General features: G+C 56.7%; 17 protein-coding genes. 4 read left to right on the plus strand and 13 right to left on the minus strand.

Features of this window, described 5'->3' with window-relative positions:
• The first annotated feature begins 14 nt into the window (after positions 1 to 14).
• From HKD21_RS11050 to HKD21_RS11065, 4 genes are all read left to right on the plus strand, one after another.
• Positions 15 to 833 (plus strand): hypothetical protein, encoded by an 819-nt coding sequence (locus HKD21_RS11050; RefSeq protein WP_194255752.1) that lies wholly within the window; start codon positions 15 to 17, stop codon positions 831 to 833.
• A 146-nt stretch (positions 834 to 979) separates the two neighbouring features.
• The gene (locus HKD21_RS11055) at positions 980 to 1,690 is read left to right on the plus strand and encodes a gluconate 2-dehydrogenase subunit 3 family protein (protein ID WP_322782931.1); all 711 of its coding nucleotides are present in this window, start codon (positions 980 to 982) and stop codon (positions 1,688 to 1,690) included.
• The gene (locus HKD21_RS11060) at positions 1,690 to 3,465 is read left to right on the plus strand and encodes a GMC family oxidoreductase (RefSeq protein ID WP_407646568.1); all 1,776 of its coding nucleotides are present in this window, start codon (positions 1,690 to 1,692) and stop codon (positions 3,463 to 3,465) included. Before HKD21_RS11055 ends, HKD21_RS11060 begins: the two co-directional genes overlap by 1 nt.
• Positions 3,462 to 4,775, plus strand: coding sequence for a cytochrome c (locus HKD21_RS11065; protein WP_194255754.1), 1,314 nt, complete (start codon positions 3,462 to 3,464; stop codon positions 4,773 to 4,775). Before HKD21_RS11060 ends, HKD21_RS11065 begins: the two co-directional genes overlap by 4 nt.
• A gap of 5 nt (positions 4,776 to 4,780) precedes the next feature.
• On the opposite strand, the gene HKD21_RS11070 is transcribed toward HKD21_RS11065, so the two are convergent.
• From HKD21_RS11070 to HKD21_RS11130, 13 genes are all read right to left on the minus strand, one after another.
• Positions 4,781 to 6,037, minus strand: a complete 1,257-nt coding sequence (locus tag HKD21_RS11070) for a glycine-rich domain-containing protein (RefSeq protein WP_194255755.1) — start codon at positions 6,035 to 6,037, stop codon at positions 4,781 to 4,783.
• The gene (locus HKD21_RS11075) at positions 6,037 to 6,723 is read right to left on the minus strand and encodes a hypothetical protein (RefSeq protein ID WP_194255756.1); all 687 of its coding nucleotides are present in this window, start codon (positions 6,721 to 6,723) and stop codon (positions 6,037 to 6,039) included. Before HKD21_RS11075 ends, HKD21_RS11070 begins: the two co-directional genes overlap by 1 nt.
• A 4-nt stretch (positions 6,724 to 6,727) precedes the next feature.
• Positions 6,728 to 7,966: a hypothetical protein gene (locus HKD21_RS11080; RefSeq protein WP_194255757.1), complete on the minus strand. Its 1,239-nt coding sequence runs from the start codon at positions 7,964 to 7,966 to the stop codon at positions 6,728 to 6,730.
• Between the two features lie 41 nt (positions 7,967 to 8,007).
• Entirely contained in the window at positions 8,008 to 9,147 is a 1,140-nt protein-coding gene (locus HKD21_RS11085) for a baseplate J/gp47 family protein (RefSeq protein ID WP_194255758.1), read from the minus strand.
• 44 nt (positions 9,148 to 9,191) lie between these two features.
• A complete protein-coding gene (locus HKD21_RS11090) occupies positions 9,192 to 9,551 on the minus strand; it encodes a phage tail protein (RefSeq protein WP_194255759.1) in 360 nt (119 codons plus the stop codon).
• Positions 9,548 to 10,171: a baseplate assembly protein gene (locus tag HKD21_RS11095; RefSeq protein ID WP_194255760.1), complete on the minus strand. Its 624-nt coding sequence runs from the start codon at positions 10,169 to 10,171 to the stop codon at positions 9,548 to 9,550. Before HKD21_RS11095 ends, HKD21_RS11090 begins: the two co-directional genes overlap by 4 nt.
• Positions 10,168 to 11,229: a hypothetical protein gene (locus HKD21_RS11100; protein WP_194255761.1), complete on the minus strand. Its 1,062-nt coding sequence runs from the start codon at positions 11,227 to 11,229 to the stop codon at positions 10,168 to 10,170. Before HKD21_RS11100 ends, HKD21_RS11095 begins: the two co-directional genes overlap by 4 nt.
• A complete protein-coding gene (locus HKD21_RS11105) occupies positions 11,226 to 11,438 on the minus strand; it encodes a hypothetical protein (protein ID WP_228121377.1) in 213 nt (70 codons plus the stop codon). The genes HKD21_RS11100 and HKD21_RS11105 overlap by 4 nt, the downstream gene beginning before the upstream one ends.
• A 4-nt stretch (positions 11,439 to 11,442) precedes the next feature.
• The gene (locus HKD21_RS11110) at positions 11,443 to 12,357 is read right to left on the minus strand and encodes a hypothetical protein (RefSeq protein WP_194255762.1); all 915 of its coding nucleotides are present in this window, start codon (positions 12,355 to 12,357) and stop codon (positions 11,443 to 11,445) included.
• A gap of 18 nt (positions 12,358 to 12,375) precedes the next feature.
• Positions 12,376 to 12,828 (minus strand): hypothetical protein, encoded by a 453-nt coding sequence (locus tag HKD21_RS11115; RefSeq protein WP_194255763.1) that lies wholly within the window; start codon positions 12,826 to 12,828, stop codon positions 12,376 to 12,378.
• A gap of 559 nt (positions 12,829 to 13,387) precedes the next feature.
• A complete protein-coding gene (locus tag HKD21_RS11120; RefSeq protein ID WP_194255764.1) occupies positions 13,388 to 13,705 on the minus strand; it encodes a hypothetical protein in 318 nt (105 codons plus the stop codon).
• Positions 13,702 to 14,127 (minus strand): hypothetical protein, encoded by a 426-nt coding sequence (locus HKD21_RS11125; protein WP_062108428.1) that lies wholly within the window; start codon positions 14,125 to 14,127, stop codon positions 13,702 to 13,704. The genes HKD21_RS11120 and HKD21_RS11125 overlap by 4 nt, the downstream gene beginning before the upstream one ends.
• On the minus strand, positions 14,128 to 15,615 hold the full coding sequence (locus HKD21_RS11130) for a phage tail sheath protein (protein ID WP_194255801.1): 1,488 nt from the start codon (positions 15,613 to 15,615) through the stop codon (positions 14,128 to 14,130).
• Positions 15,616 to 15,701: the final 86 nt, after the last annotated feature.

Below are 15,701 nucleotides of genomic sequence, written 5' to 3' on the forward strand. Positions count from 1 at the left end.
TCAGGAGACAGAATATGCGCATACGCTACTGGACTGGTCTGGGGGCTCTGATGCTGTCTGTGGGCATGACTGCGTGCTCGGGCGGGACTGCGGACGAAGCATTTCCTCCGATTGATTACAGCTACCTTTCCCCGATCCATCTGAACGTAGCCTCGATCGACGTTCAGGACGAAGCGCCCGCTGCACCGGATTCGCTGTCGGCCAAGGCGCCGATCGCGCCGGATCAGGCACTTAAGAACATGGCCGGGCAACGTCTGGTCGCAAGCGGAACCTCGGGCAAGGCGGACTTCATCATCAAGCAGGCTTATCTGAACCGCGCAGGCGACAATGCGGTGACGGGGGCCATGGACGTGCAGTTGAATGTTGCTGATGCCGGCAACCAGCATGCCGGATTCGTGCATGCACGAATCACGCGGAAGCTGGACGCCGGAGACCGAGATCCGACATCCCGCAGGGAACTCTACACCTTCACCAACCAGATGATGCAGGACATGAATGTGGAACTGGAATTCCAGATCCGCAAAAAGCTCCTGTCCTGGATGACGGATGCTGCGGGGACGCCGATCGTCAATGGAGGCGTACAGCAGCAGGCACTGGGCGTTCCGGGCGCACAGCCGGTGGCTGCACCCACAACGCCGGCGTTGACCACACCGGACACGGCTTCTCCTGTTCCCGCGAAAACCGCAACGTCTGTTGCGGCCTCCAGCGCTCCGGACGCCATTTTCCCGACAGGCGCGGAAACCGACACGACAACCACTCCCGCAACTGTTCAACGCTCGCCCCAGCCCGGAACCCTGCAACTTCCTTCAACGGCCAGTTCCGGAACCCACTAAAATTCTCCAGCGGGTTCCAACCTCTCGTCATGTTGTGATGAACGAGCGGCTGGCGGCCTTCGTCCGTCTTCGTTAGGGAATAGGTTTTGTAAATCACCCATTTCCAGATTCTTCTATGCCCCTTGGTTCTATCCCCGGAGAAAGCTGTGCCCCCCATGGAACCGACACTGAACGCTCCACGCCGCCGCAGTGTCGTGAAAGGACTTCTGGGAACTACGTCTTTTTGGTTGGCGTCGGGAAATGCCCGCTGGAGCGAGGCTCTGGCGGATGAAGCGGCCCAACCCTATCGACCGATTTTTTTCGACATTGCGGAATATCAGTTCCTCGAAGCCGCCTGCGAACGTCTGTTTCCCGCCGACCATAACGGCCCGGGCGCAAAGACGCTCGGTGTCGCGGAGTTTCTGGACCGGCAGATGCAGACCCCATACGCACGGGGCGAGAATTGGTACATGTCCGGCCCGTTCGAACAGGGGCCAGCCAATCTGGGTTACCAGCTCCCTTTCGTTCCCAAAGATCTGTATCGCAAAGGGATTGCAGGCGTGGAACGCTATGCCCGCCAGCAATACGGGAAGGGATTTGCGGCTCTGTCCGCTTTACAGCAGGATGAAATCCTGACAGCCTTGGAGGGTGGCTCCGTGCAGCTCGGCGACATCCCCGGACGGGTTTTTTTCGAACAGCTTCGGACCAACACACTTGAAGGCGCTTTTGCTGACCCGCTTTACGGTGGCAATCGCGGCCTTGGGGGCTGGATCATGCTGGGCTTTCCCGGCGCACGGGCAGACTTCATGGACTGGGTCAATCAGGAAGGAGCGTCCTACCCCATCGGTCCGGTCTCCATTTCCGGGGAGACTGCCTGATGGTCAAACATGTTGATGCGATCATTGTGGGGGCAGGCTGGGCTGGCTCGATCATGGCCAAGGAACTGACCGAAGCCGGTCTATCGGTCGTCATGCTTGAGCGGGGATCAGAAAGAACGACGCCTGTCGAAGGGGCTTACCCGGAATCCATTGATGAATTGCGTGGAGCCATCCGCAAACGACTTTTCCAGAATCTATCCCAATCGACCGTGACGATCCGCAATACCATCGACCAGACGGCCCTGCCGTACCGACAGCTCGCGGCATTTTTGCCCGGCGAAGGCGTCGGCGGTGCGGGCCTTCACTGGTCTGGTGTCCATTTCCGCGTTGCACCTGAGGACCTGAGGCTCCGAAGCGCCGTGATCGAACGATATGGCGAGAAATTTATTCCTGAAGGCATGAACCTTCAGGATTATGGCGTCAGCTATGAAGAGCTTGAGCCTTTCTTCGACAAAGCTGAAAAGGTTTTCGGAACATCAGGAGAAGCTTACAGGGTTCAGGGAAAAATTGTCGGAAACGGGAATGTTTTTTCTTCGGATCGTTCCGATAACTTTCCACTCCCCGCAATGAAAGATACTTTCTCAGCATCGGTTTTCAGGGATGCCGCGAAAAATGCCGGGTATCATCCCTACTCACTTCCTGCGGCCAATGCATCACGGCAATATACCAATACTTACGGTTGCCAGATGGGGCCATGCAATTTCTGTGGTTATTGCAGCGGGTATGACTGCTACCTGTATTCAAAAGCCTCGCCCAACGTGAACATTCTGCCTGTCCTGCGGCAGGAGCCAAGATTTTCCCTTATCCCGAACGCCCATGTTCTACGCGTCGATCTCGACAGCACGAAAACAAAAGCGACCGGCATCACCTATCTGGACACGAAAACCCGAAAAGAACACTCGCTCTCGGCAGATCTGATCATTCTGGGAGCGTTTCAGTTTAATAATGTTCATCTGATGCTGGTCTCGGGCATCGGAAAACCCTACGACCCTGTCAGCAATACCGGAACGGTCGGACGCAATTTCGTCTATCAGACGATCACGTCTTCACGCGTCTGGCTGCCGCCCTCGACCTATACCAACCAGTTTGTAGGGGCCGGTGGCGCCGGAGTTGCCATTGATGATTTCAACAGCATGAATTTCGATCACGGGCCGCTCGGTTTTGTGGGGGGATCGCCTGTCTGGGTCAATCAGGCGGGCGTAAAGCCCATTGCGGCCGCACTCGGCGCCGGAGGGGGAGGCACGCCACGCTGGGGTTCCGCCTACAAAGACTCCCTCGTCAATACTTACAAGCATTCGCTCGGTATCGACGCCCATGGCAGCAACATGGCGTATCGGGATGTCTATCTGGATCTCGATCCTACATGGAAAGACGCTTACGGACAGCCGCTGCTCCGCATGACCTTCACATGGAAGGACAACGACATCCGCATGAACCAGTATGTCGTGAGCAAGATCGAACCCATCGCCCGCGCCATGGGGGCGACGAAAATGAATCTGGTCCATCTCAATGCGGGTCAGCCCTTCGACACGCGCACCTATCAGACCACACATCTGGGAGGCGGTGCCATCATGGGAGATAATCCACAGACCAGCGCGCTCAACCGTTACCTTCAGAGCTGGGATGTGTCCAACGTCTTCGTCATCGGATCGAATGCGTTTCCGCAGGGTATGGGATACAACCCGACGGGAATGGTAGCTGCGCTCGCATACTGGGCTGCACACCACATTCGGACGACATATCTCAAATCCCCTGGTCCGCTGGTGAAAGCATGAAGGGACCTCTCTTTGTCGCCATCATTCTCGGAGCAGGGCTGACGGGATCTGCGATCGCGCAAGATGCTGACACAGCCACTCTGGAAAAAGGACGTTACCTGGCAGCCGCCTCTGACTGCGCGGCCTGCCACTCCGTTCATGGAAAACCTGAATATTCCGGAGGAGTATCATTTTCTCTCCCTATGGGGAAAATCTACTCCACCAATATCACACCCGATCCCGAACACGGCATCGGACATTATACGGAAGCACAGTTCAGCCGCGCAGTGCGGGAAGGCATTCGCCGGGATGGCTCAACCCTTTATCCCGCCATGCCATTTCCCTCATATGCCCGGATGACAGACAGCGATATTCACGCATTGTTTGTCTATTTCAGGAAAGGTGTTCCAGCGGCTTCTGTTCCGACGCCGGACAACGAGATTAAGTGGCCGCTATCCATGCGCTGGCCCTTGGCAGTCTGGCGTTGGGTCTTCGCGCCCACGCTTCACACGGCCATATCCCGGACCGCCGGAGAATTCACCGATCCCCAACTGGCGCGAGGTGCTTATCTCGTGGAAGGACCTGCCCATTGTGGGGCCTGTCATTCTCCACGCGCCATTACCATGCAGGAAAAAGCCCTGACAGCCGATAGTGGCAGTCTTTATCTGTCTGGCGGGGGCGTAGTGGATGGCTGGACGCCTCCGTCCCTGCGTCAGGAAAACCGGACCGGACTGGGCCGGTGGCGTGAAGAGGACATAGTAGCCTTTCTCAAAACAGGCCGCGCCGAAACCGGCAGTGTCTTCGGCTCCATGACATCTGCCGTTCTACATGGCACACAGAAACTGAAGGATGAGGACCTGCGGTCCATTGCGCATTACCTTAAAAGTCTTCAGGCGGCCGACCAGTCACAGACACCCTGGACATACGACTCCACCATTACGGACCAGCTTCACAAAGCCGATCTCTCATTGAGGGGTGCCCGCGTCTATATTGATCGCTGCGCCGCATGCCATCGTACGGACGGCAAGGGATATCCTGCCGTCTTTCCGCCACTGGCGGGCAATCCCGTCGTGATGCAGACCGACCCGGTGTCGCTCGTTCATATTGTTCAGGCTGGCGCGACACTTCCTTCCATGACCGCCGCGCCCTCTTCCTTCACGATGCCTGCGTTCAACCACAAGCTGACCGATCAGCAGATTGCCGATGTCGTGACGTTCATCCGCCACGCATGGGGAAACAACGCCTCCGCTGTTTCGGCGGAAGATGTGAAACAGTTCAGCAAAAGCATGCCACCGTCTGATATGCCGGATGACACCCCTGCGCTGAACTGAACCCATCACGGCAGGAAACGGTAGAGAACACAACCCTGATACCCCGTCCCCCCACTGGACGAGGCGCCGTCGGTCGCCGCTGAATAGGAGCCGCCGCCGCCCGCGCCATAACGGGTGGCATTCCGGCCGCCCTGATTGCCGCAACGCCCTGCACCACCCCAAGGGCCGTCGCCTCCATAACCTGAGAATGTGTAGGCGTTACACTGCCCGTCACCACCGGACGTTCCGCTCTGGTTCCAAACGGTACCACCCGATGCGTTCCCACCAACTCCACCCGCAGATCCCGTCGTGGAATAGAACGTTCCGCCTTGTCCACCCTCGGCCTGCAAAAGTGTTTGTCCGAGATAGCTGACAAGAGACGTACCACCCGTCTGTTCGGAGCCGCCGCCATTTCCGACCGTAATCGCCAGTCCGGTGCCCTGCGTCGGACTGACGGCATAAATGCCCCACGCATCCCCGCCACCGCCACCACCGGCACCAGAAAACGAACTGACGGTGGTTGTCGCCTGCGAAGCAGCACCACCACCACCAGCACCAATAACCCGCAACTCCACCCTCGACGCCCAGGCCGGGATGGAGACCGAACCATTCCCGGTCACGAGAGTCATGGGTTCGGTGGACGCCTTTAGAAGCGCCTGCGTGGCCAATTCAGGAATGGTTGGCCAGAATACCTGCCCCGGCTGAGCCGTTACACCCGCCAAAGTAGATGCACCCTGCGGCACCGTAATCGTGTAAAGCGCCACAACACATCCACCCGCCGGAGGAACGGGAGGGTTGGTCGCAGCGACAAGGGAAATAACGCCAGTCCGGCGCACAGGCAGCGCGCCGCCGCCGTTTTGAATGCCAGCCTGTGTCTGGGACGGATTGCTGGCATTGAAGAACGGAAGCACCGTCGGATCAGCATCCTGCTCGGAGCAGCGAGCATAAATCGTGTAAGTATTGCCTGTGCCGGGCAGAGTAATGGTCTGCGGTATCGTGCTGATATACTGGCATGTCAGAGCGGTCGTATCCGCTCCAAGGCCACCACCGTTTCCACCAATAGTCGCAACATCCATGACACCAGGAGCGACAATCGAACCTGCTTCAATCGTCAGGTTCAGGCTGTTATAAGACGCCGAACACCCCAGCCCTGACGCCGCCATGACATTCGGTCCGTAAAGCATGGACGCCAGATTACCAAACGCCGCCTTGGTGTAGCGCCCTGCGCGCAGAAGATCCGTATCAAGCGGGATTGATCCCGCATAAACGATGGCCCGATCCATTAATTTTTCACCTTGATCCAGCCGGTAACGCCCATGGCTGCCGTCTGATCGACAACACGGCAGACTGTTGCCAGATCTGCGGCTTTTCCCAACTTCGTTTCTACAAAAAACTGACCACCCTGAAGGCTGCCGTAACGCAGGGCCTGCGCACCATAACCGTAGCCCCCGCCCATGGCAGGAAGCGACGCACAGGCAAGAGCATGACAGTCGGACGCGTTCAGGGGTTCGATAATAACTGGCTGCACACCCGTCGCCGCGACAAGCGCATTCGTTACGGCCTGCCGTGTGTTGCGTTCGGCAAATAGCGTAGCACGGATGCGTTTGCGATACACGACATCCGGCTCGGATGCCTGACGGACCAATCCACCGTCACCGAAATAATCTTCGGCAGCCATATCCAGAAAAGCGCCGCTCATCGTCGCAAAACGCATCTGCAGGGAACATTGCTGCATCAACTGCCAGATTTCGGCCAGAACAGTACCAAAACTGCGCAAAATCGCCGCCAGCACCGGTGCGGATTCTGCTTCCAGGCCCTGAGGTTCCGGCGGAAACCACCCTGTCGGCAAAAGACGTCGGAACCGCCCGGCAAAATCCTCTACCGATCCCGGAGCTGGCCCCGTATCCAGTAAAACGCTCCCATCAGAAGCACGGATGATGTCCTTGTCTTCATCGTAGAGAACCGCCATCCCATCACCCCCCGACCTGGTCTGGAGCCATCAGCGGAATACGATAATCAGCACCATTGATGTTGATATGCAGAAACCCCCCATTGGCAACAGTCGGCATCGTCCCACCCGTTCCCGTCACTGGAGACGTAATCTGCAGCTCCCCGCCGCTCGCTGGGAAAAGACCCAGATTGCCGGATCCACCTGTCCCTTCCTGCACATACAGGCCCGCCGCCTGTGTTGCAGCGCCAGCCTGAACCTGAAGCGCATTGGTCGGGCTGGGCATACTAGCAACCGAGAACAGCGTCTCACCTTCGATATTGCCAAACAGGATTCCGTTATCCGTAAATTCCTGACGCATACCGTTGGTACGTTCCGTCACGGTGGAGCGGACAAAAGCTCCGACATTAGACCCGGCCACACCGGAAACGGTTTCCGGCGTATGCCACTCCAAAGCCTGGTTGCGCGCAAGAGAAACAGCCGATGCGTATCCGGAATCCTTGCCATCAGTTCCGGTCAGAGACTGGGCACCGAAAACAATACCCACCTGCCATGAATTCGGATTAGAAACGAACACCATACCTGCTGCTGCATCGGAAGTGCCCGATGTCTGGCCACCACCCGCACCAAGCTGGATACCGTACACACCACCGCCAACATTCGGCGCATAAGGCGTCGACTGTCCCACTGCAAGGCCACCAAAATTGACAGCCTCAAGTTCCATTCCGAAAGTCGGCTGATAATTCACTCCAGCAAGACGCCACGCTTCGCCATAATAAGCATAAGCGGTCGTGGTTGTCGGACTGGACGTGTCATCGGAAACCCCCCATGACGCCACCCCGATGGAACTCGGCTGAAAGCCCAGCAGCGCTTTACCAGTCACAGCATCAGATGTACGCGACCCTGCAACAAACGCACTGTTGCCAAACTGGGCAAGGGACGCACACTGGGCATCCTGCAACGCCCAGGGACCAATCGACGTTGCCCCCATGGTTTCTGAAAGCCAGTCATCCTGCGATGAACTGGCCCTGTCACTCAGAGTGGGATTGTCGGCTGCAACACCCACCAGAAGCCGATCCGCAAACCGCTTTACCTGTGCGCCTTTGTCCGAATAAAATTGACCGCTTGCCGTAACACTAACAGGCGCCTCAATAATCTGCGAGACCGTCGCAGTAACGGTTCTTGTGCCGCTGGAATCCGCCAGAACAACAACTTCTTCCCCTGTCAGGGAGTCGAGTTTGGGATATGTGTTAAATACAGCCATGAAAATTCCTCATCCGACCCAATAGTTCAGAATTCACCCCCTCAACCCTGAGTGACATTGATCTGAATACTTCCAACCATGAGAGCCTGATTGCCATTTGCGGGAATATCAGCCTGCCCGCCATTCAATCGAACATTCAGAACAGACGTCACGCTAACGCCCGCACCGGCATAAGCCAGATACGACAGGCGGCTGTACGGATAACCATCACCCACCGTCATTGAAGCAATATCCTTGGACACAACCGATCGGATGGTGCTCGCGGCCTGCTGAACCGGAACAGAGGAAGGCACCACGACATCCATGGACACATTCACCGTCAAATCCTGTGGCGCCTGCACAGCAAAGCCGACCCCAAGAGCCCGCACAGAATCAACGGCATCATAGACAGTCGATAAAAGCTGGTCTGAAGGAACGCCGCTTCCATCGTTCACCACAGCCGTAAAATAACCGCTCCGCGCATTCCCTACCGTATTAAGACCATCCCGCAGTGAATAACTCAGATTCGTCTGGACATTGACAATGGCATTACCGATCGCAGCCCGATTGGCGGAGGCTTTCGCCGCCAGCCAGAGCGGAAAGCGTGATCTTAACTGGCTATCCGTTTCTTGATCGGAACCATTCAGAAAAGGTGCACCGTTCGTCACCGTATCCAAGCCCGCAACCGCCGTTCCCATTAGGCAGAGTGCACCAACAGAAACATTTCCGACCGATCCGATCACCTGACACGACACAGGGACCGATAGCGTCGAAACACCGGCCGCACGCACATAACCTCCCGCAGATGCAGACCATGTCGGCAAAGTCTGGTCCTGCGTCACCGCAAAGGAAATCCCTCCTACTGTCCGCACGATCACTCCGGGAGGAACAACCGCTGACTGCTCGCTAGCCATGAAGGAGGTAAACGTCACAACACCTGTCGCTGCCGTACCAGGCAGTCGGCTCATGCCAAAATCATAGACAAAACTGTCGCAGTCCGACCCAGTAGATGTCGACAATCGGGTCCGTAACAGTAACTGCAACACCAGATACTGCAACCACAAACCAACACCGCCTACACTCTCCATCAAGGCCCGAACGGGAGAACCGATGGAAACGTCCAGCAACTGGGAACAGGATGCCTGAGCCGTTGTCACTGCAGTAGAAACAATCGTGGAAAAGGAACGTAGGGAGAGAGACATCGCATCCTCTTGGAGCGGTTTAATACCGTGCCGCTCTCGTAATTTCAGTAGGAAAAAGACAGGCTCTGCTGCTGGCCGGACCCGGCGTCGACATAGGAAACATCACATCTGCAGATGCCAAGCCCCTCATCCGTCACGGTCACGCTCACGGCCTGTGAAGAGTCCACATTGGCATCTTCCTGGACCTGCGTCCGGATGACAGATTCCATGGCTTCCGGAGCAATGACCTGCCCCACCATGAGCGGAAGCCCCACTCCATAATCGAGCTGCCAGACGTAATTTCCCGCAACCGTCAGCAGACGCCTCAGCAATCCCTGCCTCGTAAGCTCCGATCCCGAAACTGTCTGAAGCCCTCCGGCGGACAGAACCAGATCATTCCCGAAAACATGCGAAAAAGCGATCATCCAAGCGGCCCTCCCGTTTTCTGGCTTCCTGCCAGATGAATATGCTCATTCAGAGAATGCTGATCGGTGCGAATATCCCCCCCCGAAAGTGTCAGTCCGGCAGATGTCAGCGTCATTTCCGTTCCACCAACAGAAAGAATTATCGTCCCGTCTTTGATAACAAAAGACGCATTACCCGCACCCACCGCAACACCATCCAGACCAATATGTAACCAGCCCGCACCGGAAGACGATGCACCAACTTTTCCGGAAGCAGACAACGGCGGAAGACCACACCCGCCTTTGACGAGAAGTTCTCCAGGCTGCGCCACCTTGCCGGTCAAAGGAGATAGAGGCGCCATAACTACCGTGTCGTACACACTTCCCGTCACGACCAGATGCTCCCCGTCTCCCTCAATCGGTTGCAACACAACATGGGTTCCCGGAGAAGACGGACGTGCAATCCGCAAATCCCCTGCATGCACACCGCACGAATCCGGAATCCAGCCTGTTTCTATGTTTTCAGGCTGAATGCGGACTTTGACGGCATGATTGACCGGATCAACGGCAGACACGATCCCAAACATCGTATGTGACGTTCGACCTTGCAAAGCGGCCGCATCAAAACGTGCATCATTCATGCCTCACCTCCCCGATCCCTTAGAACGACATGCTGCACAAATCCATGCTCTACGGAAAAGCGTGAGAGAACCTGATCGATCCCCAGGGTTTTCTCACCATTTCCCACCGCCACGGTCATGAAATTCCGTGGCGAAACTCCGATAATTCCAGGAATTTTAATTCGGACAGACAATGCATGAGCAGCAATGCGAGCATGTTTTCCCCGCGCCAGCCTCTGCAAGTCTTCCAGCCGACGTCCGGGAACACGGAATGTATGAATGGTAGAATTTCCCGAAGGTGCATCCTGAGAAAAAGAAACACCATCGTAATAGACGTGAGTCGTACTTCTTTGCCGGGAATCCCACGACGCCATATGAACGACCACACCCGCCAGCAACTGCAAATCGCGCGCAATTCCAGTCTCAAGAACCGCCTGACGCATATCCGTCACCTGCGCACTTTTGTCCGAAGCAGACCCCAGCGGCTGACAGACAAGAGAGGTTCCCTCGGCATAAAGATCGCAGAACGCATCCCTTGCGATCGTAAACGCCAGATCCGCCGCAGTCTGAAAACGGTGCTGCCCCATAAGAGCACCCCGTTTATGCTCAATCTGCCAAAACTGACCCGCCATCAACGTCGCCTGATCCGAAGGCAACGTAATCTGCGCCTCAAGCCCCGCCGCCTGCGCCATAATTTCCAGCAGTTCCTGCTGGGTATGGTTGAGCCATCCATCCTGAACACGCAGATCCATTAACGCAGCCAACGCATCGCGACATTCCATCTCCAGAATGGAATGCTCAGCCACATAGTCGATATGATCAAGACGCCCCTGAAATAGCGTCGTCCAGGCTGCCGCAATATTCTGGGTATCCCGCATTTGAAGCGTCACCCATTTTCGCGCAGGCTGCTCCGCCTCGAACCATGGCTTTTCTGTTCCCTGCTTTCTAACAGCCAGACGAAGAGTAGCAACATCGCATGCCTCATAACGGCTGGCATCGATTTCAAACTGCATAAGCGCCAGAACAGGATCGACCCGCCCGTCAAAAAGAACCTGAACCTCCAGGTTTCTGACATTCATTCCAATGCTCCATCAGGCAGGCCGGACACCAGATCAGGTTCAACCGACGGAACCTTCAGAACAACCGTCTCAGAAATCCTGCCCAGATCCGGGTCAATCATCCCGTTAACCTGCGCAATTCTCCACCATTGGGATGCATCTCCAAGTTCACGCGCCGCCACATGAAACAGGGAAATATCCGCAGCACTGACAATAATATCCTGCATCATTCCCTCATGCGAAAATCGACGGCAAAGCCGTCTCCTGCCCCTGAGCCAGCGCAATATTCGCCGCAGACCGGTTGACCAGTCCCCCCGCATCCGCCGCCGCACTCAGAAGCGCTGCATTCTGACCCAGAGTCTTTAGCGAAACACTGTTGACCGGCTGGATGGCCTCAACATTCTGTCCCGTCCCGGCAATAATAGATTGCAAACCACTTCCCGCATTTTGCAGCCCCCCAGCAACAGACGCCAGTGCAGAAGGAACGGTCGCGAGATTCATCCCACTCTGCGCCACGCCATTAATCGTCCCCAGTGCGTCCGTGACTTTCGAAGCAAAACCGCCTGCACCAACCAGACTGGCCAGCGGCATCACCTGCCCGACAACCGAAGACACCTGCCCCGCTGCCGTAAAGACACCTTCGGAGATACCCGAAACGGTCCCGGAAAAACTATCGAGAGCACTCCCGACGTCATCTCCCAGCAAACCGGACAGAGTCGACAGGCTCTGAACGGACGTCGTTTCCTGAGGCCTCTCAAGAACCAGCTTATAGGAACAGACCGCCCCCTTCGCCTGATAGACGTAAGTGAACTGCGCAATCCATACCTGTACAGAAAGACCCGCCGCCGAGAAAGCAACCTGCTGTCCCGCCATGCGCATACGCTCGACTGCCTGCGCGCGCCTCTGCGCGTCAGGACCGAGAAAACGCCCACGCAATTCCAGCCGCCCCGGATCGTTGCCCAGCGCGTCCACAACCCGCCCACCACCTGGCAAACGATGCACAACCAGCATCTGACGACCGCCAACCTGCAGCGTGTCCGGAACCTCAATTCCCGTCAGAACCAGATTTCCCAGTATGACAGGCGACGACGCCCCCAAACGCCCCACAGCGCCAATGGCATTTTCTATGTCAGAAAGGCCAATACCCATCAGGGAACATCTCCTCTGTCAGAAAAATCCGATACTGCGACCGGGATACTGAGGCTGCATGATCTCATCCACACCTCCGCCAGAACGACGCGCCGCCAAACGGGCATCACGATGACCCAGCAGAAAATCCCCGCTCCTCACCTCATGCTCCAGACGATCATTCACAACTTCAGTATCGTGATATGGTCGAGCCCCTGAAAAAACATGCTGCGAATTCTGTTCCCGCCCGATCGTTCCATATGCTTCCTCGGTCAAAGGCAAAGATCGAGGAGGCGGCACAAACAGCGACTTTCCAGACGCCCTCGCCACCCCACGAATCTCAGAATGCACATCACTCCCCACACGTCTCACAGGCTTCGAATGGGATATTTTTTTGAGCACGCCCGCCCGTCTTTCCGATGACAGGCCTCGTCCGAAATCAAGATCAATTCGTTTCTTTTTAGAAACGTACTGATCTTCTTCAACACGCAATTGAGACCTCTGCCGCGAAGAAACCGGAAGGGCAGATACTCTCTTAATCCGCCCTTTATTCCCGACAAGAGCAACAACAGATCGGACAGAAAAAGAGCGCGGCATTGAAACCTGAGGCTCTCTCCGCTTTGAAAAGAGCGCCCCATACCGCGACCCCGTCGGCTTCCCTGCGCCGGGCACGCTCCGAGTACTGGACGTTTCCCGACTTCCGGAATGCGCCATCCTGACCGCAAACCCCGGAGGTCTTCGGGCACGAAGCGTCGTCGCCCATCCCGATTTCCGCAAACGGGGCACAGCCGAAACCAGCGCCCCCCTTCGCAGCATCCCACTGGCAGACTGACCGAAAAATGTCCTGACCAAGAGAATATTCCGCCAGATGTCCTCCCGCATCATATCTCTCCCTGATACCGCATCATTTCCCAGTCAAAACAGTGTCCTTCCCGTTCACCGGTAATGACACACGCAGCCAGACGCCGCGCCCCTGACCACCCCCGCAAAACATCCCACGGCACCCCGTGATCCAGAAGATAAAGCATCTCCTGAAACCCGGAGTGCCGACTCAGTTTTTTGCGACGTCCCGGATATCCTCATCCGCATCACGTTCAAAAAGCGGCGTCAGCGCAGCAATCCCAGATTTTCCGACACGCCGCGCAAGATCCCGGATTTCGTCCTTGCTCTGCGGCATCTGAACCGGCACATCATCAATCGCCGTCACGGAACAGATCATTTCCGCATAGCCCAGCCACGCAGTCGCCGAAGCCCCATTGATCGCACTTCCCGCCGCTTCGATCAGATCCAGCATGTCCGCCGGATCAATCTCGCGCAACGTCAGACGGCGCTTATCTGACAGAACAATTTCCCGCGGAAAATCACTCACGAAATCTTTGTCCTCGTAGAAGCAAAGAACTGAACCGTCTGATGGATCATATGATCCGCCTGCCAGGGATCACTTTTCAACTGCATGGAAACATTGCTGAATTCCCATGTGCTCGTCGAACCATCCGGTTCCGTAACGTATTGGTAGATCGTCCCGCTTCCGACCGTCCCCGCATTCCAGTAGGCAGCTTCCACAGCCGCCACCAGATTGTCCAACGCCGCATTGGCCCGGGCAATCTGGAACGCTCCCCGCCAGCCATTCGGAACATTGAATTCCAGCGGAACACCATTCAGCGGATTAGCACGCAGAGCATGCGTTTCCTGAGCCGCACTGAAAGACGTCACATCCCTCAGATCCACCCGCTGACCATTCCACAGAACCGTAATCCGGCAATCCCGGCCAATGCTGTATGGATTTGCCATTTAGCCGACACTCCCTGAAGCAGACGATACAGTGACAGATGCGCCACCTTGCAGATTGACAATGAATTTCTCGTTGATGCCCTGATATCGAACAGCCACATCCGCCTGCACATACCCGAGCGCCGTGCGGGATTGCGGATTATTGCTCGAATCACAGATCACACTGTAGGGTAATTCACCATTCTGAACGCCCAGAATACCCTGAGACAGCAGAGACGACAGAAAACCCAGAAGCGTCGAGCGAATATCGCTGAACAGCGTGTCGTTAATAACTTCGCCGACATAACCACCCATGCCGCCTGCAAGCGAAGACGCAATATAGTTTGTCAGACGCGTGTAGTTATCGCCATTCATGGTGCTCTTGCTGGACGAATTATGTCCACACCGTACCGCCCAGTAACTTCCGCCCGGAGCCGGATTACAGATCACATCAATTCCAGCCGTAAACAGCACGGACAGTTCCGCCGTGGAATATGTCGCACTGCTTCCCGTCAGACCGGCCTTCTGGCTTCCCACAACCCCCGACAGCGCCTTGTTCAGACTGGACTGTTCAGGTGAAAGTGCGGCCAGTCTGCCACCCGCAAATGCCTGCGGACTCACAAGAATCACGCCATTGCTGTCATCATTCCACCACAGCCAGTCCCCGAACATGAGCTTGACCGACGCCGCATCCAGACCACTCGATGCCTTGACCGCAATCGCATTCGTCACCGTATCCGCGGCAGGACCCACGGCGATCATATAGACCCCTTCGGACGTTCCGAACGCTGCCTGCGCCGTATAGGACGTACTGTCCGACACACCATGCAGCAGTCCGACGGCACATCCCTGCCCACGCAGCGCATACATGCCCGTCCGGACCGTGCTGTCCTGACCCAGGAACTGCGCCGTGGTCGGAACGCCACCATCCGTTCCGCCTGAAAGCATCACACTCGCAGCCGCAACAGCCGGCACCGTTTCCGGCAACACAACCTTCACGAGCGCACTCAGATCCTGCGCCACAGCAGCGGCAATCCCGGACCATTCCGCACCGGCATAAGTCCTTGAACCCAGCTCGGCATGCGTCACTGCAAGCGCATAGCCGGACCCCGTAGCCGTCACTGCGGCAACAATGCCATTACCCGCACTTCCAGTGCAGACAGCCTGAATCGTCACCCCGTCAAGCGCACCGGAAGCCGCCACATCCGTTCCGTCCGTCACCCGAACAACCACGAACGTCGACGCTTCCTGCATCACGGCGATATTGACCGCCAGCCCCGCATCCGTCGTCTTGTTCTGCTTGGCGCCAAACGCCGCGATATAGTCGCTCATGCCCCCGATCGGCAGCGGCATCCCCACCGGGCCCCAGCCAGCGGTTCCCACAATCCCCAACACCGAAGACGACGCACCCGAGAGGGCCAGCGTCTGCGGCTGGGCAATCTGCACATAAAGATTTGGCACGGTCAGTGCCGTGGTGTTCAGCGTTCCCGCCTGATAGACCAGAGACATCCCCGGATCGCTCTCCAAAATGCAGAAAGCGGGCACCTCCATGAAGGTTACCCGCTTTCCTGATGAAATTTCAGCCTTGTGATTCA

Source organism: Gluconobacter cerevisiae, assembly GCF_015244675.1.
Taxonomy (GTDB): domain Bacteria; phylum Pseudomonadota; class Alphaproteobacteria; order Acetobacterales; family Acetobacteraceae; genus Gluconobacter; species Gluconobacter cerevisiae.

What these genes read in the sequence shown, in the direction of transcription:
- HKD21_RS11050 (WP_194255752.1), top strand. Translation starts at nt 15, where the DNA reads ATGCGCATACGCTACTGGACTGGTCTGGGGGCTCTGATGCTGTCTGTG.
- HKD21_RS11125 (WP_062108428.1), bottom strand. Translation starts at nt 14,127, where the DNA reads ATGGCAAATCCATACAGCATTGGCCGGGATTGCCGGATTACGGTTCTG.
- HKD21_RS11105 (WP_228121377.1), bottom strand. Translation starts at nt 11,438, where the DNA reads ATGATGCAGGATATTATTGTCAGTGCTGCGGATATTTCCCTGTTTCAT.
- HKD21_RS11090 (WP_194255759.1), bottom strand. Translation starts at nt 9,551, where the DNA reads ATGATCGCTTTTTCGCATGTTTTCGGGAATGATCTGGTTCTGTCCGCC.
- HKD21_RS11080 (WP_194255757.1), bottom strand. Translation starts at nt 7,966, where the DNA reads ATGGCTGTATTTAACACATATCCCAAACTCGACTCCCTGACAGGGGAA.
- HKD21_RS11130 (WP_194255801.1), bottom strand. Translation starts at nt 15,615, where the DNA reads ATGTCTCTGGTCTATCAGGCGGGAACGCTGAACACCACGGCACTGACC.
- HKD21_RS11100 (WP_194255761.1), bottom strand. Translation starts at nt 11,229, where the DNA reads ATGAATGTCAGAAACCTGGAGGTTCAGGTTCTTTTTGACGGGCGGGTC.
- HKD21_RS11075 (WP_194255756.1), bottom strand. Translation starts at nt 6,723, where the DNA reads ATGGCGGTTCTCTACGATGAAGACAAGGACATCATCCGTGCTTCTGAT.
- HKD21_RS11070 (WP_194255755.1), bottom strand. Translation starts at nt 6,037, where the DNA reads ATGGATCGGGCCATCGTTTATGCGGGATCAATCCCGCTTGATACGGAT.
- HKD21_RS11095 (WP_194255760.1), bottom strand. Translation starts at nt 10,171, where the DNA reads ATGAATGATGCACGTTTTGATGCGGCCGCTTTGCAAGGTCGAACGTCA.
- HKD21_RS11065 (WP_194255754.1), top strand. Translation starts at nt 3,462, where the DNA reads ATGAAGGGACCTCTCTTTGTCGCCATCATTCTCGGAGCAGGGCTGACG.
- HKD21_RS11085 (WP_194255758.1), bottom strand. Translation starts at nt 9,147, where the DNA reads ATGTCTCTCTCCCTACGTTCCTTTTCCACGATTGTTTCTACTGCAGTG.
- HKD21_RS11060 (WP_407646568.1), top strand. Translation starts at nt 1,690, where the DNA reads ATGGTCAAACATGTTGATGCGATCATTGTGGGGGCAGGCTGGGCTGGC.
- HKD21_RS11110 (WP_194255762.1), bottom strand. Translation starts at nt 12,357, where the DNA reads ATGGGTATTGGCCTTTCTGACATAGAAAATGCCATTGGCGCTGTGGGG.